At 53.5% G+C, this 18985-nt stretch carries 24 protein-coding genes; 15 read left to right on the forward strand and 9 right to left on the reverse strand.

From position 1 onward, the window contains the following. Positions 1–126 (forward strand): integrase core domain-containing protein (locus QSV34_RS14365; RefSeq protein WP_289152576.1); only part of this gene is annotated, 126 nt, incomplete at its 5' end. 12 nt (positions 127–138) lie between these two features. Here QSV34_RS14365 and QSV34_RS14370 read toward each other — a convergent pair. Next, complete coding sequence (locus tag QSV34_RS14370; RefSeq protein ID WP_289155840.1) at positions 139–402, reverse strand: helix-turn-helix domain-containing protein; 264 nt, start codon at positions 400–402, stop codon at positions 139–141. A 90-nt stretch (positions 403–492) separates the two neighbouring features. Between QSV34_RS14370 and QSV34_RS14375 the strand changes: the two genes are divergently transcribed. Together QSV34_RS14375 and QSV34_RS14380 are read left to right on the forward strand one after the other, a co-directional pair. After that, on the forward strand, positions 493–798 hold the full coding sequence (locus tag QSV34_RS14375; RefSeq protein ID WP_289155842.1) for a hypothetical protein: 306 nt from the start codon (positions 493–495) through the stop codon (positions 796–798). A 25-nt stretch (positions 799–823) separates the two neighbouring features. Next, positions 824–1093 carry a hypothetical protein gene (locus QSV34_RS14380; RefSeq protein WP_289155844.1) on the forward strand — a complete coding sequence of 90 codons (270 nt, stop codon included), beginning with the start codon at positions 824–826 and terminating at the stop codon, positions 1091–1093. An 8-nt stretch (positions 1094–1101) separates the two neighbouring features. On the opposite strand, the gene QSV34_RS14385 is transcribed toward QSV34_RS14380, so the two are convergent. Beyond that, entirely contained in the window at positions 1102–1479 is a 378-nt protein-coding gene (locus QSV34_RS14385) for a hypothetical protein (protein ID WP_289155846.1), read from the reverse strand. 96 nt (positions 1480–1575) lie between these two features. Here QSV34_RS14385 and QSV34_RS14390 point away from each other — a divergent pair, with 96 nt between their 5' ends. From QSV34_RS14390 to QSV34_RS14410, 5 genes are all read left to right on the forward strand, one after another. Next, the gene (locus QSV34_RS14390) at positions 1576–1803 is read left to right on the forward strand and encodes a hypothetical protein (RefSeq protein WP_289155848.1); all 228 of its coding nucleotides are present in this window, start codon (positions 1576–1578) and stop codon (positions 1801–1803) included. A 72-nt stretch (positions 1804–1875) separates the two neighbouring features. Further along, entirely contained in the window at positions 1876–2475 is a 600-nt protein-coding gene (locus QSV34_RS14395) for an RNA polymerase sigma factor (protein ID WP_289155850.1), read from the forward strand. Positions 2476–2516: 41 nt separating this feature from the next. Beyond that, positions 2517–2984 (forward strand): hypothetical protein, encoded by a 468-nt coding sequence (locus QSV34_RS14400; RefSeq protein ID WP_289155852.1) that lies wholly within the window; start codon positions 2517–2519, stop codon positions 2982–2984. A gap of 26 nt (positions 2985–3010) precedes the next feature. After that, positions 3011–3862 (forward strand): PDZ domain-containing protein, encoded by an 852-nt coding sequence (locus tag QSV34_RS14405; protein ID WP_289155854.1) that lies wholly within the window; start codon positions 3011–3013, stop codon positions 3860–3862. A 199-nt stretch (positions 3863–4061) separates the two neighbouring features. After that, on the forward strand, positions 4062–6137 hold the full coding sequence (locus QSV34_RS14410) for a VIT and vWA domain-containing protein (RefSeq protein WP_289155855.1): 2076 nt from the start codon (positions 4062–4064) through the stop codon (positions 6135–6137). A gap of 148 nt (positions 6138–6285) precedes the next feature. Here the strand turns inward: QSV34_RS14410 and QSV34_RS14415 are convergent, their stop codons facing one another. Then, the gene (locus QSV34_RS14415; protein WP_289155857.1) at positions 6286–7017 is read right to left on the reverse strand and encodes a helix-turn-helix domain-containing protein; all 732 of its coding nucleotides are present in this window, start codon (positions 7015–7017) and stop codon (positions 6286–6288) included. Positions 7018–7164: 147 nt separating this feature from the next. Between QSV34_RS14415 and QSV34_RS14420 the strand changes: the two genes are divergently transcribed. From QSV34_RS14420 to QSV34_RS14430, 3 genes are read left to right on the forward strand one after another with little or no spacing between them, the layout of a single operon-like run. Continuing rightward, entirely contained in the window at positions 7165–10626 is a 3462-nt protein-coding gene (locus tag QSV34_RS14420; RefSeq protein WP_289155859.1) for an acyl-[ACP]--phospholipid O-acyltransferase, read from the forward strand. Beyond that, positions 10619–11287, forward strand: a complete 669-nt coding sequence (locus QSV34_RS14425; RefSeq protein WP_289155860.1) for a hypothetical protein — start codon at positions 10619–10621, stop codon at positions 11285–11287. The genes QSV34_RS14420 and QSV34_RS14425 overlap by 8 nt, the downstream gene beginning before the upstream one ends. Continuing rightward, entirely contained in the window at positions 11250–11945 is a 696-nt protein-coding gene (locus tag QSV34_RS14430; RefSeq protein WP_289155862.1) for an esterase/lipase family protein, read from the forward strand. Before QSV34_RS14425 ends, QSV34_RS14430 begins: the two co-directional genes overlap by 38 nt. Here QSV34_RS14430 and QSV34_RS14435 read toward each other — a convergent pair. Further along, on the reverse strand, positions 11914–12138 hold the full coding sequence (locus QSV34_RS14435) for a helix-turn-helix domain-containing protein (RefSeq protein ID WP_353738412.1): 225 nt from the start codon (positions 12136–12138) through the stop codon (positions 11914–11916). The two genes, QSV34_RS14430 and QSV34_RS14435, sit on opposite strands and share 32 nt — an antisense overlap. 15 nt (positions 12139–12153) lie before the next feature. Next, on the reverse strand, positions 12154–12708 hold the full coding sequence (locus tag QSV34_RS14440) for a DUF2975 domain-containing protein (RefSeq protein ID WP_289155864.1): 555 nt from the start codon (positions 12706–12708) through the stop codon (positions 12154–12156). Positions 12709–12802: 94 nt separating this feature from the next. Between QSV34_RS14440 and QSV34_RS14445 the strand changes: the two genes are divergently transcribed. Both QSV34_RS14445 and QSV34_RS14450 read left to right on the forward strand, forming a co-directional pair. Continuing rightward, positions 12803–13057, forward strand: coding sequence for a YkgJ family cysteine cluster protein (locus QSV34_RS14445; protein ID WP_289155866.1), 255 nt, complete (start codon positions 12803–12805; stop codon positions 13055–13057). 133 nt (positions 13058–13190) lie between these two features. Then, on the forward strand, positions 13191–14342 hold the full coding sequence (locus QSV34_RS14450) for a tetratricopeptide repeat protein (protein WP_289155867.1): 1152 nt from the start codon (positions 13191–13193) through the stop codon (positions 14340–14342). 25 nt (positions 14343–14367) lie between these two features. Here the strand turns inward: QSV34_RS14450 and QSV34_RS14455 are convergent, their stop codons facing one another. Continuing rightward, the gene (locus QSV34_RS14455; protein WP_289155868.1) at positions 14368–14808 is read right to left on the reverse strand and encodes a DUF3010 family protein; all 441 of its coding nucleotides are present in this window, start codon (positions 14806–14808) and stop codon (positions 14368–14370) included. A 133-nt stretch (positions 14809–14941) separates the two neighbouring features. On the opposite strand from QSV34_RS14455, the gene QSV34_RS14460 reads away from it, so the two are divergent. After that, positions 14942–15469, forward strand: a complete 528-nt coding sequence (locus tag QSV34_RS14460) for a hypothetical protein (protein ID WP_289155869.1) — start codon at positions 14942–14944, stop codon at positions 15467–15469. 106 nt (positions 15470–15575) lie between these two features. On the opposite strand, the gene QSV34_RS14465 is transcribed toward QSV34_RS14460, so the two are convergent. From QSV34_RS14465 to QSV34_RS14475, 3 genes are read right to left on the reverse strand one after another with little or no spacing between them, the layout of a single operon-like run. Beyond that, the gene (locus QSV34_RS14465) at positions 15576–16175 is read right to left on the reverse strand and encodes a YceI family protein (protein WP_289155870.1); all 600 of its coding nucleotides are present in this window, start codon (positions 16173–16175) and stop codon (positions 15576–15578) included. A gap of 2 nt (positions 16176–16177) precedes the next feature. Further along, on the reverse strand, positions 16178–16723 hold the full coding sequence (locus QSV34_RS14470; protein WP_289155871.1) for a cytochrome b: 546 nt from the start codon (positions 16721–16723) through the stop codon (positions 16178–16180). Positions 16724–16734: 11 nt separating this feature from the next. After that, positions 16735–17337: an FMN-dependent NADH-azoreductase gene (locus tag QSV34_RS14475; protein ID WP_289155873.1), complete on the reverse strand. Its 603-nt coding sequence runs from the start codon at positions 17335–17337 to the stop codon at positions 16735–16737. 117 nt (positions 17338–17454) lie between these two features. Between QSV34_RS14475 and QSV34_RS14480 the strand changes: the two genes are divergently transcribed. After that, on the forward strand, positions 17455–18366 hold the full coding sequence (locus QSV34_RS14480; RefSeq protein ID WP_289155874.1) for a LysR family transcriptional regulator: 912 nt from the start codon (positions 17455–17457) through the stop codon (positions 18364–18366). The last annotated feature ends 619 nt before the right edge of the window (positions 18367–18985 follow it).

The raw sequence follows: 18985 nt of genomic DNA on the forward strand, positions 1-18985 counted from the left end.
CCTGAAAATATTGAGCAGGCTACCGTCATGGTGGAAGAATCTGTTGAGTTATACAATAAACGGCGGCCGCATATGGCTCTAAAATACAAAACGCCCGATGAAGTCCATCGGGCGTTTTTAACCTGAAATAGTGTCAACCTATATCAGGACAAGACACGCCAGAAGCTCGCTTACCGATAACCCAAAGCCACTGGCAATGCGATACAAGTTGGCCAGAGTGATATTTTCGGTCTCGCCACTTTCGATGCGCTGGTACTGGCGCAGCGACAGCCCGAATTGCTGCATGTCTTCCTGAGTCAAGCCCCGCTGATGGCGCAGCTCGATGATCCGCTGGCGCAATGAGCTGCTGAATGCCTGGAACTCAGAATGCAGCGGTTCTTGCTCGTTGATGGTGCGCTTCATGGTCAAAACCTGTGGGCTGGACACGCCATTAATGTCATGATTAAATGAAACTTGCCACGTCATTTATGGCGTAACGTCAGGGAGACCTCAATGTCCACAGCAGGCAGCGGAACCAACGTGCAGCAGTCACCGGACGGTGCGCCAAAAACTGTTCCCGCTGTTACTCGCCAGCTTTTGCCGCTGTATGATGAGCTTGCAGAACTGGAAGCGCTCAACAGCTTCCTTTACGATGCCTTCCTCACTCTGGCTACAGAGTCCGATGATGCCTTTAACGCCAGTAGCAGCAGCGGCTTGGGGCTTACCTGCCAGTGGTTGCGTCAGCGTCAGAGGCAGCTCAAACAAGAATTCTACCAAGTCATCCAACGTACCAAAGAAAACGTTGAGGATGGTGACTAACAGAACGGCCGAAAGGGACTTCACCATGCACACCATTATGTATCGTATCTGGGTCAGGCCAGGGCACGAGTACCAATTGAAAAGCATCTGGCGTCAGCAGGCGGAAATGCTCCGCGAAATAGGCGCCAACTCCGGTTGGGTGGTAGAGCATGGCGAGGGCGAATGTGCCGCCTATCTGCAGTGGCAACAGCGACAACACTGGGAAAACGTCAGGCCGTACTGCAATTTTATGGATGATGTGGCCAAGAGCATGGGCAAACACATGCTCGGCTGGTTGTCTGAATATCCCGGCTAGGGGGTCCCCTAGTTTTTGGCCAATACCTTCAACATATCAATAGCTACTTTCAACTGTGCTGAGGTAAGCTGCCTCGCCACCTCCAGCAGCGGTTGCAATCGCGCTTCCGATACCTCGTAACTGGCCCGCTGCTCCGCAACTCCGATTTCTTCCATGGTATCCATCCAGCCCTGTGATTTGCCAAAAGCCATTTCCAGATTGCGTGCCAGACGTTCGCCCACATTTCTTGGCTTCCCCGATGGCATTGGGGTGCGATTGACAATCTGGCTGATATAAGCCGGATTGCTAGCGGCTTTTCTTGCCAGCTCTGCCTGATTGCCGGAACACAACTCCAGCAGCCGTTGCAGATTGCGGTAGCGAATATCCTGTACGGTGAAGCTGTTCACGAGTAATGACCCTGTTTGGATACCGGAGACGATATTTTAGCTTGAAAATAATTAGCATAAAGCTATATATTTATACAGTGTTTGTAGGAGGGTGCAATGGCATCTGAAACCTGGGCGGATAACCAAACAACACAACTGGTAGCCTGGTGCGACGAGTTGGCGGAATTGCAGGCGTTAGAGGCCTTTTTGGCGGCGGCACTGGCGGATGCTGAAGATCGGCACTGCAACAACGCCAGCTTGCTTGCTGACCAGTTGCAGCGGCGTTTGTGCTGCCTCAGGGAACAAATTTACGCAAGCCTCTGCTCTCTGAGAGCTCAACAGTAACATTCACCCAAGGCCTTTCCCGGCAAAAAATCGACTAAGCTCTGTCACACAATCACCAATCCAGTCGTCTACATGAGTATGAGACAAAGCACATTTGCTGTTGACCTTTCCGTTGATGTGATTCGGCGCGCCCAGCGTGGGGAAACGGCGGCCTTCAGAAATGTGTACGACGCCTTTCAAGTGCCTGCGTATAACCTGGCGTTGAAGTTGTCCCAGTGCCCGGAAGTGGCACGGGATATTCTGCAGGAGGGCATGTTGTTGGTGTTTCGCAAAATCGGCCAATACCGCTTTGATGCGCCTTTTTGGGGGTGGTTGCGGAAACTTTTTATCAATACTTGTCTCAGTGAATTACGGCGCCAGAAACGCTGGCAGCGTTGGCAGGATGTGCCGCTGGATGAAGAAACCTGCGAGCAGGTGGAAGCAGCAGTACAGAGCAGCGGTTGCGAGCGGGATCTGGAGCAGGCGCTGGAGCAGCTGCCGCCACTGAGGCGTACGGTGATCTGGCTCCATGCGGTGGAGGGGTATACCCACCGGGAGATCGCCGAAATGACTGAAATTACCGAGTCCAATTCCCGGGCTCAACTGTCCAGAGCCCGCAAAGAACTGCAGGCGTACTTGCCGCAGACAGCGGCAGACGCAACGGCTCCTGCGCAGGCCCTTAACGGGGTGTAAGTGCCGGGTGTAAGTATCGGGTGTAAGTACGGGGTGTAGTAATGAGTGAATTGAGTAAACAGACTTCCATTGACCAGGCGCTCAGGGAGCTGCCCTTGCAGCAAGCTCCCGATGATTGCTGGCAGCAGATTGCCGGGCGCCTGGATCAGCAAGCCAGTATAAAGCCACGGCAGCGGGGTTCTTACAGGGGCGCCATTGCCGCTTCGGTGGCGGCCATTGGTCTGGTTGTGGTGCTCTGGCCGGGAGCCAAGCCGGCGATTCAGGGAGGGGGCGGTTTTCAGGAGGCACAGCGCTTTGACGAATCGCTGGCGCTGATGTCGCGCAGTACCTACAGCACCGATCAGGCGCTGGAAGAAATCGCCATGCTCAACTGGATTCAGGAGATTGATGAAAACCGCCATTACGGCGACTTGCGCCAACAGGTGTCCCTGCGGCGCCAGCGGGACCAGCTCAGCACCCAATTGCTGGAATCCACCATTCGCGTTCCGGACAAGGGCGTCTGGCTCTAATTAAAGATCAAATGGGAGAACCAACCATGATGAAAACATTACTCGCTGGCCTGACCCTGGCCCTGTGCAGCCAACTGGCTACTGCCAAAGAAGTGGTTATAGAAATCGATTCACTGGATTTTGAAGACACTGAATTTCAGGAAGCGCTGGATATGCTGGCGGCCACTGATCCCCTGGAAGTCGAAAAACTGCTGGCAGACCTGAAGGACATTAAAAAGCACAAAAAACCCGCCGGTGTGATCGGCATTTTGTTTGATTCCACAGAAGACGGGCAGGTAAAAGTCACCAAAGTGATGCCCGGCGGCGCCGCAGAGGAGGCCGGTTTATTGGCCGGTGACCTGATTGTGGTAGTTAACGGCAAAGACGTGAACAAAGATGACGGCAGCGGCGATGCCATGCGCAGCGCCATGAACAGCTTTGGTTACCCTGAGCCCGGCGACAAAATCACCATGGTAGTAGAGCGCAAGGGCAAGCGCCTGGAAAAAGCCATGATCACCAAGGCGCGCACCTCAGAATTTGCCGCTTTCAGTGAAGTTCACAAGGAAATCGAGAAGATCCTTCAGCACAAAGGCTACCCCGGCGCAGTACTGGCGTTGCATTCAAGGGACAGGGTCGGGCTGGAAATGGCCAACCTCAATGAAGGCCTGGGCAAATACTTTGGTGCGGACAACGGTGTGCTGGTTATCAATACCGGCGACGACAACATCTATCAGCTGCAGCCTGGGGACGTGATTGTGGATATTGGCGGCCGCACTGCCAAAAGCCCCCGTTGGGTAACCAACCTGCTATTTACCTACGGCCCTGGCGACAAGCTGTCTATTGGCATTATGCGTGACAAGAAAAAGCGCACACTGAAGGTGACTGTACCGGAAGAGTAATAGTTGTTTAGAGGGGTTAGCCGGGCCACAGGTTGTGATCACCAGTGGCCCGGCTTTTTTGTGTTTGCTGTAAAAGTATTACTTGGTGGCACTTTAAGTGCAATTTCTTGAGTCTATTTCTGTTTTAGTTGTTTCAGGCAGTCTTCTTTTCTAGTTTGCCAGGCGCCGCATACAGAGCGGTGACGAAAAGGAGACAGCGATGAAAATCTTTCAGAATGTAATTCGACGATGTTTGGCGGCAGCTGCCGGTTTGGTGCTTTGCAGTCAAACTGCATTGGCTGCGGGCTTGATGACCCCAAAATCCAGCAGTCTGCCACCCCTGGAAATCAAGCAACATCACGTCAATGTGACGATTGAAGATGGCTACGCCATCACCTCGGTAGAACAGGTGTTCTACAACCCCAACAGCGCAGAGCTGGAAGCCATTTACTCGTTCCCGGTGCCGGAAAAAGCCTCGGTGGGGGAGTTCACCTACTGGATCGACGGCACCCCGGTTACCGGTGAAGTGCTGGAGAAAAAGCAGGCTCGTGAACTCTACGAGCGGGAAAAATCTCAGGGCCGGGAAACGGCCATCACCGAACAGGACGAATACCGCACCTTCGACAGTTCGGTGTACCCGGTGCGCGGCAATCAGGAAGTGAAAATTCGCCTGGTCTACATTCAACCGGTGCATGTGGACCACAGCATCGGCCGTTATGTGTATCCACTGGAAGAAGGCGGTGTGGACGAACAGAAACTGGCGTTCTGGAATTACAATGACGAAGTCAGCGAAGCCTTTAGTTTTAACCTGAAGCTACGCTCTTCCTACCCCATTGATACCCTGCGCCTGCCCAAGCACCCGCAAGCGGTAGCGACCAACAGTTCACCCCAGGAGTGGCAAGTGTCGCTGGCCAATAACAGTGCCAGCACTGCCGCTGCTACGTTAGTGGATGAAGAAGCCACTAACACGGTTGCCCCGCAAGCCACCACACACGTAATTCAGCGCCTGGATACGGATATCGTGGTGTACTGGCGCCACCAGCAAGGCCTGCCCGGCAGTATCGATATGGTGGCTCACAAACCGGACGCCAGCGGCCGCGGCACCTTTATGATGACGGTCACGCCGGGTGATGACCTGGCCCGTATCGAACAGGGTAGGGACTGGGTGTTTGTGCTGGATTTGTCCGGTTCCATGCAGGGTAAATACAGCAGCCTGGTGGAAGGGGTGAACAAAGGCCTGAAGCAACTCAACCCCAACGACCGTTTCAAAATTGTGTTGTTTAACAACAGCGCTCGCGAATTAACGCCGGGCTATGTGATGGCAACACCTCAAGAGGTCAGCCATTACACCCAGCAATTGGCCAACACGCCCGCAAACGGTGGTACTAACCTGTACGCTGGGTTGCAGAAGGGCATGCGCGGCCTGGATGCAGATCGCCCCAGCGCTCTTGTTCTGGTTACCGATGGCGTGGCCAATGTGGGTGTGACGGAGAAAAAGCGTTTTCTCAAGTTGCTGGAACAGCACGATGTTCGCCTGTTTACCTTTGTGATGGGTAACAGCGCCAATCGCCCCTTGTTGGATGGCATGACGAAAATCTCTAACGGCTTTGCCATGAGCGTATCCAACAGCGACGACATTGTCGGCCAGTTGATGCTGGCTACTGAAAAACTCACCCACCAGGCGTTCCACGATATTGATGTGCGCATTAAGGGCGTCAAAGTGGAGGATATGGAGCCCACTCGCATTGGCTCCCTGTACCGTGGCCAACAGTTGATCGTGTTTGGTCACTATCGCGGTGATGGTGTTGCCGACGTGGCTATCTCCGGGAAGGTATCCGGCCAACCCAAAACCTATAAAACCCGAATCGCTTTCCCGGAAACCGCAGATCTCAACCCGGAAATCGAGCGTCTGTGGGCCTATGCAGCCATCGAAGGCCTGCAGGATCAGATCGATTACCTGGGAGAAGACAGTGACAGCAAACAGGCCATTGTGGATATTGCCCGAGAGTACGGCTTGGTGACCAACTACACCTCCATGGTAGTGGTGCGCGACGAAGTATTTCAGGCCCAGGGCATAGAACGCCGCAACCAACAGCGCGTACAGCAGGAACATCATGCCCGCCAACAGCGTGCTGCTGCCCCGGTTCGCGACAACCGCGCCGATTCCCAACAGCCGGCGTTTCAGCAGCCCAGGGCGACCCCGCGCAAAGGTGGTGGTGGCGGTTCGTTTGGAGTGTGGATGTTGGTGTTGTTGCCGCTGTTGTGGTTGATGCGAAAGAGGGTAGTGAGCAAATAGGTCATCCGCCCCTGTCATCCTGAGGGAGCGCAGCGACCGTGAGGATCTCACAAGTTTTAGACTGCGAGATCCTCGCGTCGGCTCCGCCTCCTCAGGATGACAGTACTATTCAACGGCTACCGCCGATACTGCTCAAACTCTGTATTGCTCAAGCTCTGTATTGTTCAAACAAGGCAAAATGCCACTGCCTAACCGCAATCACTGCGGTGGTGCCGTGGCGCTCATTCAGGGGCAGGGCCAGATCGGCCTTGCTCAATTCGTTGAACTCACTGGCCAGCTTGCGCATGCGTTTCTGAAATATCTGACTCGACGCTGCCGACAGGGTGCCATTGAGGACAATAAACTGCTCATCCTCACGGGCGAAGTTGGAATTAAAAAACTCCCGCTCTACGGAGTTCTGGAAAAACTGTTGAATCGGGCCGTTGGTCTGCCAGCGAAAGTTGGGAGCCACCCGCAGCTTGATGCGGTTGCCGGGCAACAACTCAATCACGCCCAGCCGGTCCAGTGCCGCCAGCTTGCTCACACACTGGGGCTCGGTGATGTTGTAATAGCTGATGATCTCGGCGAACTGCCACTGGTTGAGTACGCAGCTGGCCACCAGCAACATAATCGGGTCTACCACCAACTCCTGTTCCTGCTCAATGGTGAGCTGGCTTAATGTGGGTTGCTGCGCTTCGGCGGCCACACTGAGGCCGGTGATGGTGATGCCCAGCCAACCGCACAGTTTGTCCAGGCGCTTCAGGGACAGATCGCCGGAGGTAAAAATGCGCTTTACGCTGGATTCGGAAAGGCCCAATAATTGCGCCACGTCCCGGTAGGTTTTGCCCTGTTGCTTGAGGGCTTTTTTCAGGGCGCTGATAAGGGAAGTGATTTCTGACATAAGGCCTACCTGTGAAAAGTATCAATATATAGTGCTTTTCGTCTGTATTCGAAGACTTTTTATAAGAAAGTTGTTTTTTAGGGTGCTGCCGTTACAGTTTGCTTGCTGCGGGCCAACGCCCTGGATAACACAAATAAGGATTCAAGCATGACCGCTTTACATCGGATTACCGGTTTTTTGCCCTACATGGCCGTGGTGTTTCTCAACGCCTTCGTGGATTTGGGGCACAAGATCATGGTGCAAAACACGGTATTCAAAATTTACGATGGCCCGGAACAGGTGGTGCTGACCGCCATCGTCAATTCGCTGATTCTGCTGCCCTATATTTTGCTGCTGACTCCGGCGGGTTTTCTGTCCGATAAATTTGCCAAGCCCCAGGTGCTGAAACTGTCTGCGGCGGCGGCCATTGTCATTACCTTATTGATCACACTCTGCTACTACATGGGTTGGTTCTGGCTCGCGTTTTCACTCACCTTTCTGTTGGCGGTGCAAAGTGCTTTTTATTCCCCGGCCAAATTTGGCTACATCAAAGAGTTGGTGGGCAAGGCGCAGTTGGGGCGCGGTAATGGTGCGGTGCAAGCGTTGTCGATTATCGGCATTCTCGGCGGCACCATTTTCTTCTCGGTGCTGTTCGACAACCGCTTGGGCGACACAGTGTTTTCCAGTGAAGGGGATATTCTGCGTTTGATTGCTCCACTGGGTTGGGCGCTAGTGGCTCTGTCCATTGTCGAGTACCTGTTGTGTTTGCGCCTGCCAGTGAAGGAGCGGGGGGATCACAACTTGGCGTTTGACTGGCGGGACTACCGCCGTGGTGTCGCCCTGAAAGAGACCATGCAAACCATTACCCAGCGCCGGGTGATCTGGCGCTCCATCATTGGCCTGGCGATTTTCTGGAGCATTGGCCAGGTGTTGGTGGCGGCGTTCCCGGCCTTTGCCAAAGCGGAAATGGGCATCGACAAAACCGCGCTGATTCAGGGGGCGGTGGCTTGTTCCGGTATCGGCATTATGCTTGGCTCGATGATCGCCGGGCGCGCCTCCCGCTCCTACATCGAAACTGGCACTTTGCCCGTTGGCGCGCTGATTATGGCAATCACTCTGCTGCGCATTCCGGGGCTGGAAACCATTACCGATGCCATGATCAATTTTGTGATTCTCGGTATTGGCGGCGGCTTTGTGGTGGTACCCCTCAATGCCCTGATTCAGTTCCACGCGGGCAAGCACGAGCTGGGCCGAATTCTGGCGGGCAGCAACTGGGTACAGAACATCGGCATGTTGCTGGTACTGGTGGTCACCGCGCTGATTTCCTGGGCCGGTGCCGGTACCAAAAGCCTTTTCTATCTGGTGGCGCTGGTGGCCTGTGCCGGGGTTATCTGGACGCTGTGCAAACTGCCCCAGGCGTTTGCCCGTTACGTGGCGGCGCTGATTATTGGCCGTCGCTACAAACTGCGAGTGCAAGGGCTTACTAACCTGCCAGGGCGCGGCGGCGTTTTGTTGTTGGGCAACCACATCAGCTGGATCGACTGGGCCATTGTGCAGATTGCCTCGCCGCGCCCGGTGCGCTTTGTGATGTACAAGGATTTCTACCAGCGCTGGTATCTGAAGTGGTTCCTCGATCTGATGGGTGCCATTCCCATTGGTGGCCGCACCACCAAAAGTGCCATGGTGCGTATTAACGAATTGCTCAACCAGGGAGAGGTGGTGTGCTTGTTCCCGGAAGGGGTGATCAGTCGCACCGGTAATTTGGCGGAGTTTCAGCGTGGCTTTGAAACCGCTGCCGCCGACGCGGATGCGGTGATCGTACCCTTTTACCTGCGCGGTCTGTGGGGCAGCCGCTTTTCCCGTTCCAGCGACCGCCTCTCCGCCATGACCGGTCGCGGCCTGGTGCGCGACATTATGGTGGCCTTTGGTGACCCACTGCCCTGCGACACCAATGCGGAAACGCTCAAGTCCAAAGTATTCGACCTGTCCATCCATTCCTGGGACGCCTACACCAAAGCCCTGTGCTCGTTGCCGGAATCCTGGGTCGATACGGTGAAGCGCAACGGCTCGGAAATGTGCGCTGCCGATTCCACCGGTGACAGCCTGTCCAACTATCGCATGCTGGCAGCGGCGGCGGCTTTTTCCCGGCGCATCAAAGCCCAGGCCAAAGAACAGAATGTGGGCTTTTTACTACCTTCTGCCAGTGGTGCCGCCATTGCCAATATGGCGGCGTTGTTGCTGGGTAAAACCTTGGTCAACATCAATTTCACATCGCCGGTGGCATCACAGCAGGCCGCTTTGCAAAAAGCCGGAGTAAAGACCGTTTACAGCTCGAAAAAGTTTGTCGCCAAACTGCGCAGCAAAGGCGTGGATGTGGATGCTGTCCTGCAGGATGTGCAGGTGCATTACCTGGAAGACCTGAAAGCGCAGATTCCGAAACGGGAATTTGCCGGCTGGCTGCTGTTGGTGCGCCTGACGCCTGCCTGGCTGTTGAAGCGCCTGCTGTGCGTGCACAAAGCGGTGGATGAACCGGCCGCTATTCTGTTTTCCAGCGGCAGCGAGGGCACGCCCAAGGGCGTGGTGCTGAGCCATCGCAATATTCTTACCAACGTCAAGCAAATGACCGAAGTGCTTAACGTGGAAGACGGTGACGTGATTATGGGCACCCTGCCGCCATTCCACGCCTTTGGCCTGTCGGTGACTCAATTCCTGCCGTTGATAGAAGGCCTGCCGGTGGTGTTCCACCCAGACCCCACCGATGCGGTGAATATCGGCAAGGCGGTGGCCCGTTATCGCGCCACCATTTTTTGCGGCACGGCGACTTTCCTGCGGCTGTATACCCGCAACAGCCGGGTGAACCCGCTGATGCTGGAATCGTTGCGGCTGGTGGTGGCCGGGGCGGAAAAACTCAGCCCGGATGTGCGCGAAGCCTTCAAGCTGAAATTCAACAAAGAAGTGTACGAGGGCTACGGTGCTACGGAAACTTCGCCAGTGGCCAGCGTCAATGTGCCTGACCGCCTCGACCCCAACGACTTCCGCGTGCAGCTGGGCACCAAATTGGGCACGGTTGGTTTGCCACTGCCGGGCACCAGCTTTCGGGTGGTGGACCCGGATACTTTGGAGCCACTGCCTTCAGGAGAGGCGGGCCTGGTGCTGGTAGGTGGCGGTCAGGTGATGACCGGCTACCTGGATGACCCGGATAAAACCGAAGAAGTGATCGTCGAGCGGGACGGCATCCGCTGGTACAAAACCGGCGATAAAGGCCGTATCGACAGTGATGGCTTTCTCACCATCGTCGATCGCTATTCCCGCTTTGCCAAACTGGGTGGCGAGATGGTCAGCCTGGGCGCTGTCGAGCAAACCGTGCGCGACGCCTTGGCGCAACCGGAGCTTGAACTGGTGGCGGTGAATTTACCGGATGCCAAAAAAGGCGAGCGGGTGGTTTTGTTACTGGCCAGCGAAGAAGGTGCTGATGGTATTCGCCAAGCATTGGTGGATGCCGGCACCAACCCGTTGATGATTCCTGCAGACGTTTACCCAGTGATTGAAGTGCCCAAACTGGGTTCCGGGAAAACAGACTTTGCCGCTGCCAAAGCCCTGGCGCAGGACATGGAGGCGAATCGTGAATAGCCTCGAATTTCGCAAGCTGGCATTAAAGGGTTTTATCGGCTTTCTCGTTCTCACCGGCCTGTTGGCGGTGGCCATGGTGGTGATTGGCCGCTTTGGTGACCTGGAACTGAAAATACTGTTGTCCACGCTGACCATATCGGCGGCCAATGTCTGTGCACTTTCCTGCGCCGCAGCCATGGAGCGCCACGGCTATCGCATCACCGGGTTGGTGGGCATCGGTTGCGCGGTAGTGGCCGGGTTGATGAGCCTGCTGGGTATTTGGGTGGAGGTTTCCGGCAAAGTATTCTGGCAATTCACAATCAGCGCGATTATCTGCGCAGCAACCATGGCGCACCTGTTCCTGTTGTTATTGTCAGTATTAAAGGCGCGGCATCGTTGGTTTCAAACACTGTCCTGCGCCACTCTGATTTTGTTGGCGGGCATGCTGAATTTGCTGGTGTGGGGTGAGGTCGATGCCGAAGGTTACTTTCGTGCCTTGGCAGCAGTGGCGATTGTGGCCGTGATTGAAACCCTGGTAACGCCGCTGCTTGCACGGTTGGCAAAATCGGAAATTCCGGCGGATCGGCAGCAGACCCTTACCCTGACAGCAGACCCCGGTCAGGCCGGTGTTTATTGCAGCACAGATGGCCGCCGTTACCGAGTGCAGGAAGTGGAAGGTTGATATGCGGTTGCCCGGTGATGAGTCGGTGATCCTGCTCCACGGGCTGGTGCGCAGCAACCGGTCGATGAAGTTTATGGCCAGGGCGCTGGAAGCAGCGGGTTACCGCACAGTCAATGTGGGTTATCCGTCCCGTCATTTCCCCATTGAAGTGCTGGCTCGCGAAGCGGTGGAATGTGGTTTGCGCCAATGTCAGGGCTGTGCAGAGGTACACTTTGTTACCCATTCCCTTGGTGGCATTCTGGTGCGTCAGTATTTAGCACAAAACACCATTGCCAACCTCGGCAAAACTGTGATGCTGGCGCCGCCCAATCACGGCAGTGAAGTGGTGGACAGGCTGTCAAAACTACCGGGTTTTAAAATCGCCAATGGCGATGCCGGAATGCAGCTGGGTACTGCGAACAGCAGTGTGCTCAAGCAACTGGGAGAAGTGAATTTTAACCTTGGCATAATTGCTGGCACCCGCACGGTAAACCCCATTCTTTCCACCATGCTGCCCAACCCGGACGATGGCAAAGTATCGGTAGCCAGCACTCGCGTTGCTGGCATGAACGACCACATCCAATTGCCGGTGACCCACACCTTTATGATGCGCAACCCGAAGGTTATCAGACAGGTTATTCACTATCTCAATTGTGGGAGCTTTCTCCGTCCTCGGTAAACTCCAGCAGGTCTCCGGGCTGGCACTGAAGGAATTCACATATCTTTTCCAGAGTGGCGAAGCGAACACCTTTAACTTTTCCCGAGCGTAGCAGGGAAATATTTTGCTCTGAAATTCCCACATAAGCTGCCAGCTCTTTGGATTTTTTTTTGCGCTTGGCGAGCATGATGTCGAGGTTGATTGTAATTGGCACAGTAAACCTCCGACGTTATACAAACTGCTCGTTTTCTTCTTTGAGTTGTTGACCTACCATCAGCACGCGGGCGATCGCTAATATCACAAGGCCGATAAACAGTGTGCTGAGCTGGGGCTGTCCGATAGAAATTTGCAGAGCTTTTTGTCCGGCTGGATTGTGAAAGCTGGTGATCAAGCTGATTAGTGCGCCGGACAAGATATCCAGCGGCGCGATGAAAATCAGCGCTTTGGCAAAGCGTTGCAAACAGGTAGTGGTGGCTGTGTTAAATAGATGCAATCTGGCATATTGGCTGAACAGTTGTTTCAAATTCCATAAACCCCACATCAGCATGCCAACCGGCAGCATCGAGGCGAGAAAACCGAGTACTCTCTGAATGAGGCTCAAACCAGATGTAGCGCCTTGTTGGTTGATATTCTGGATATCCAGGCCGATTATTTGCTCCATCAGTATCGGGTTATTGCTGGTCCATACGATAGCCAACGCCAGAGGTAGTGCGATAATGCATATCAGGCTGGCAAGCGCCATGCGGCGGCTGAGTTTTTCAATGTGCTGAGCTTTGGTATTCACGGAGGCCTCTTGAGGGTCATGTTTAATATAAAATTATCGTAAAACAGTAATAAATATATTTCAAACATTATTTATTGGCGGTGAAATCGAGTCCATGAACTGTCGTCCCAACTGCGGTGCTTGTTGTATCGCGCCGTCTATCAATAACCCCATACCCGGTATGCCCAATGGCAAACCCGCTGGCGTCATGTGCGCGAATCTCGACCCGGTGGATTATCACTGCCGAATTTGGGGTACTGCGGATTATCCAGATGTGTGCCGCCGATTTTTACCGGCGGCTTATGTGTGTGGTAGCGACCGGGAGCAGGCATTGAAATTGATTGGTGAGCTGGAACGCTCAACAAAATGATCACTTATCAGTATCCTGATACTCTATTTTTATAGCTCTATGGTTTTTTTGAGCTAATATCAATCTGCCTTTGACAGGCTTATGTTCATTTAATACAGCAGTTCTGTATTTGATTGCAAAGGAAGGTGTTTGAATGAAGATTAGGTTTTTCTCAGTTCAGTGTTCAGTATTTTTGATTGGTTTATCGCTGTGTTCTTTCACGTCTGTGTATGCCAACAATGCTGATGGATTTCTTGATGAGCTTGATTTGGTTGTTGAGCAGGGTCAGGTCGATAAGTTTGAAGAGCTAATCCATTTTGAGTCACTGGTGGATGATGTCTTGCTTAGAATGAAAAGCATTCCTTATTCGACCAGAAAGGCATTGGGGAAAGGTTTTTTAAGCAATACAAAAAACGCTGCCAAAACACTCCTGGACAGCTTTGCTGGCGGCGATGTGAAACGGTTGCGCTTACAAACGAGCGGTAATATCAGCAAGGCGCTGTATCGGATTGGTTTTGGCGATCAGGGGTACAGTTATATCGAATGGATAATAAAGCCGAATCACAATAGCCGGCACCTTCAGATTGTTGATTACTATTCGTACACTCTCGGCAAATCGTGGTCAGATATGATCAGGGAGTTCTTTGCCTTTTCACAGGTGGGTAGCAGTAATTTCGAAGAGTTATTTCTGGTTTTTTCCGGCCAAAGAAATACTATCAATGAAATGACCAAGAAGATGACGGATTATCTGCGAACAAAAAATCCAGAGCCGTTTCTGACCGCTTACGAAAACGCGAGTGAGGAGGTTCGGAGCAATGATTTTATGGTTGATTTTTATTTTCGCGTGGCATCTGAGGTCGCGGATGAGAATCAATACAGACGTGCTTTAGAGGTTGTTGCGAAATACAAAAGCGATGATCCAAAGTATGCTTTTATTTTGATGGATCACTATTTTTATTTAGAACAATTCGATAAAGCTATACAGGCGCTGGATAGTTTTGAAGCAACACTCGGTATTGAGGATTCAGCAATTGCTCTTTTGAAGGGAAATACGCAGTCTGTGGCAGGAAGCTATGAAGCCGCATTATCTTCTTACAGCAAAGCGAAATCGATAGAACCAACTCTGGAAGATATATACTGGGGAGAAGTAAATATTTATGTAGTCAAAGAAGACTACAAGTCTCTGGTTGCCTTGTTTGCGCACATGGAATCCGCTTTTGGTTACCTGTTTTCCCGTGAAGATTTTTTGTCGGAACCGTATTACGAAGGCTTTGTTCAATCCCCAGAGTTTGCTGCCTGGTTGTGAACTGTAACCAGAGGCGAGTCGGGAGCTAGTTCTTCCGGCTCAACGCAGCAAACACCGTAGTAAACGCCGGTTCCAGAAACTTCTTCAAATCAGTATCGGCAAAGTCAATAAACAGCGGTGTGTGCTTCAATTGTTCTTTGATGCCGCTGTTGCTGATCAGTGATACTGCCAACCCGTCAATCAACTGAATGGTGGCTTCCAGCTTGAAACCCACCGCGCCGCCGGCAAACTTGCCCTTTTGCGGGCGGGAGCGGATCACTACCTGGGTGATGCCATAATCGCCCATCAGCTTGGCAAACGTGCGCTGGAAGGCCTGTAGTTGCTGCTGATCGTCGGCGTCGCGAATCTGTAGCCGCTGCTGGCGCAAGTCTGGAATAGTGAACAGGTCGCCGCTTTTTACCAGTGGGCAGATCAATACCTCGTTGCTTTTGATCTCAATGCCGCAGGCTTTGATTTCGCTGGCCATGATGGTTCCTTAGCTGTATGTGTAAAGCGCGGATGGTAACAGAGTTAGGGCTTATAAAGGCCATGTTATTGCCTTGGCGGCGCGACCGTGGCAGTCTTGCCCATCTATTTTTAGTATTTGGATGTAGCACAGCATGGCCGACGAAAAAACGACAGCCGCAGCAGCGGAACAAGAAACTCAAGCCTCTACACAGCAAACTGCCCAGCAACCCAGAGCGAACTTCCCTGAGTTGTTAAATATGTGTAATGGCCTGTTGCACAATCTGTTTTACAAGCTGCCAAAGCCCAAGTCCAAAGAGTTGTTTACGGAAGTCAAAAAAGGCGGTAGTCCGGTTCTGGGCAATATCACCGTTGGCGACAAAATTACCTTGAAGCTCAAGTTGACTCTGGATTACACAGAATTTGTTGGCCCAGGCTTTAACTTCGATATATTCCGCACCGCTTTGAAGGGACTGCTGGAGCGCATTAATACCACGTTGCGGCTAAAAGCTGACCTCGGTCTGCGTACCAATCAGCAGGGTGGGGTGCTGGTGGGTTTTGCCGGTACCGTTACCAAAGACGAACAGCTCAATGCGCTGATGATGGTAGTGGATATGGGCCAAAAAGATGAAATTATTCTGCGCCTGAGTTTTGTGAATCCGGCGCAGTTTCAGCAGCAGTAATCACTAAAAGCCGTCATCCCCGCGCAGGCGGGGATCGATAGAACGTCGAAGTGCCACAATATATGGATTCCCGCCTGCGCGGGAATGACGGTTCACGTAATTCCGGCTATTTGCTAATACCCTCCACATCCAGAGTCATATACACATGCTCCGCGCCTGGCCCCATGGAGCGCATACCAAAGTCTTCCAGCTTGAGTGCCACGGTGCCGCGAAAACCGGCATGCAGGCCCGCACCCCAGGGGGATTTGCCGGCACCGATAAATTCCACATCAATAGCGATTTCCTTGGTAACGCCGCGCAGGTTGAGGTTGCCTTTTAGTAACCCTTTGCCGTCTCCCTGGTCGGTGTATGAGGTGCTGGTGAAGGTGGCTTGCGGGTATTTGTCCACATTCAGGTAGTCTTCTCCGCGCAGATGCTTGTCGCGCTCGGCGTGCATGCTGTCGAGGCTTGCGACGTCGATCTCTACATTGACGGAAGAGGCGTTGGGGTTGGCGGCGTCCCAGTTAAAGGTGCCATCAAACTTGTTGAAGCGGCCGCTGAGCCAACTGAACCCCAGGTGTTTGATCTGGAACTGGATAAAGGCGTGGGCGCCTTTTATGTCGAACTGATACTCTCGCGCCATGGCGGAGTTGGTGGTTAACAGGGCCGTGCTCAGAGCTAGCCCGGTAATCAGGGTGCGTAATGCTTTCTTGGCATAAGTATTCATGGTTACTCTCCTTTGAAAAAAGTCATGCGTTTAAGGGTGTTGTCTTTGTCGATAAAGTGATGCTTGAGCGCTGCCAAAGCGTGCAGGGCGACCAGGGCGATTAATGTCCAGGCCAGCCATTCGTGTATGTCGCCGGCGATGTCTTCCTGACCGTCGATATCGGCCAAAGTGGCGGGTACTTCAAACCAGTTGAAGACTTCAATGGCGCGGCCATCGGCGGTGGATATCAGGTAACCACTGACCATAATCGCAACCATCAACAGGTAGAGCGCCATATGTACCCAGTGCGCGATGCGTCGCTCTGCCGGGCTTCCCTGGGGCTTGGGCTGGGGGTTGAAACGGCGCCATAACAGGCGGCCAATCAGCACCGCAAACAGCAAAATGCCAATACTTTTGTGAATATGAGGCAGGGTACGGTATAGACGGTCGTAGTAATCCAGTTCCACCATATACAGGCCCAGGGCAAATAGCCCGATGACCGCTAGCGCCATCAACCAGTGCATCAACTTTGCCACCAGGCCGTAGCTGTGCTCGCTGTTCTTGATCATGGCGGTGTTTCCTATGCGGCGGCTTTTTTGTTCAGCAAAGTCTCTGCCTGAGACAATGACTGTTCGCGAATGTCACTCATGGCAAGCCCTTCAGCGTAAATAAACTCGATGTCGCGAATGCCAACAAAGCTGAACAGATTGCGCACAAATTCCGTTTGGGTATCCGCAGGCGTGCCTGCGTACTGGCCGCCGCGGGTGGCAATCACGTAGAGCTTTTTGCCGGTGAGCAGGCCTTCCGGGCCGTTTTCACCATAGCGGAAGGTGACTCCGGCGCGGGCAATATGATCCATCCAGGCTTTTAACGTGGAAGGTATACCGAAATTGTACATTGGCAACCCAAGTACGATGGTGTCGCTGTCTTTCAATTCTTCAATCAGCTGGTCGGACAGCTGCGCTGCCTGCTGTTGGCTGGCGTTGCGTTCGTTGGCATCCAGGGAAAATCCAGAGAATGTTTCTGCGTTCAGGTGAGGCACGGGATCTTGGTTCAAATCCCGGTGGGTAATCTTCAGGCCGGGGTGATTCTTTTGCAGGCGGGCGATAAATCCTTCACTGAGTTTGCCGGATGCGCCCTCTGCACCGAACAGGCTGCTCTGTAGTGATAACAGACGTTTCATGATTTTTGCTCCCAAAGTGTTTGCGCCGGTTGGCTTTCCAAAACAGTGGTGGCAAGATTACATCTAAATAATTGTTGTTTAACCGGCAAAATTCGATTTTTTTAATCGAAAAAATAGATGAATAAGCTACTAAAAAGCCCAAAAGTCACCATAGAGCAGTGGCGCATGTTGCTGGCGGTGGTAGAGCACGGCAGCTTCGCCGCCGCTGCTGACCACCTGCTAAAAAGCCAATCCACCGTCAGCTACGCCATGGCGCGCCTGCAAGAGCAGCTACAGGTTAAGGTATTCGAGCAGAAGGGCCGCAAGGCGGAGCTGACCGAAGCCGGGCAGATGGTGGTGCGCCGCGCCCGCAGTTTACTGGCGGATGCCCAGGCGTTGGAGCAGGCGGCTCAGGTGTTGGCGGCTGGCTGGGAACCGGAAATTCGTATTGTGGTGGATGCGGTTTTCCCCCAGGCATTGTTAACGGCGGTACTCAAGCGCTTTGCGCCGGAATCTCGTGATACCCGTGTGGAGCTGATCGAAAACTCTCTCTCCGGTACCCAGGACGCAATTATTCAGGGGCAGGCGGATCTGGCACTGGGCGGTGTTTTACCCACCGGGTTTCTGTCGGAACCCTTGTGCCAGATTCAATTTGTTGCGGTGGCTCACCCGCAACATCCGCTGATCCAGTTGGGTCGTCATCTGGAAGAAGCTGACCTGAAGCAGCATCGCCAGTTTGTGGTGCGTGATTCTGGCTCGCACCGCCGTCTCAATGAGGGCTGGCTGGGATCGGAGCAACGCTGGACAGTGAGCCACTTTTACCAGTCAGCAGAGTTGCTGTTAGCGGGGTTGGGGTACGCTTTTATTCCCGACCATATTGCCCAGCCTTATCTGCAAACAGGTGATCTTGTGGTGCTGCCAGTAGCCAGCGGTTCCACCCGAGACATTCCTGTGCGCATGGTGTTCTCCGATCGTCACAACGCCGGCCCGGCGCTGCAACGGTTTGCGGAAATTGTGCGGGAGGAGGGGAGGGGGTATTTGGTTAGTTAAGACTTCGTCATTGCGAAGGAGCGAAGCGACTGCGGCAATCTAGTGGCTTTTACTTCGTTGTTGTTCTTTGAGTGATTTTTAGCAATGGTTTCGCCCTGCTGGGCGAATGACTTCTTTTGCTTGCCCAAAAGAAGTCATCAAGAAAAGGGCACCCCAGTCGCCCTTGCCCCTTCGGGGTACCCTCGCTCCTCCGGTGCCATGACCGGGTCGCGCAGAGGGTACTTCCTGTACCCGCTGCGCTGAAACGGACGTCCTGTCCGTTTCACCCTATGTCACCTCCGTCACTCGGCAAGGTCGAAGGGGATATTGTCACTCCGTAGTTTGAATCGTGCGCAAATTCCCCCTTGGAGTTGCCGAGCGCAGTGCAATTGGTAGGGAAACGCGCACACGGATGTGCGTGTTAGGTCGATCGAGCAGGGATGCGAGTAAGACCGGCCCGTGGCAATTGTGTGGAGCGAGGGGAGCCCGAAGGGCCAACGGAACGGGGGCGTGTGTACGAGTTCAGGACATAGGTAACACATCAGTACCAGTACATGGGTAACAGTTTTGTACCCTGTGAGCATCCACAAAGAGGAGATGCTCATGCCCTGGAAAGAGGTGAGACCTATGGATCAAAAAG

This window comes from Porticoccus sp. W117 (genome assembly GCF_030341905.1).
Lineage (GTDB): Bacteria > Pseudomonadota > Gammaproteobacteria > Pseudomonadales > Porticoccaceae > SCSIO-12696.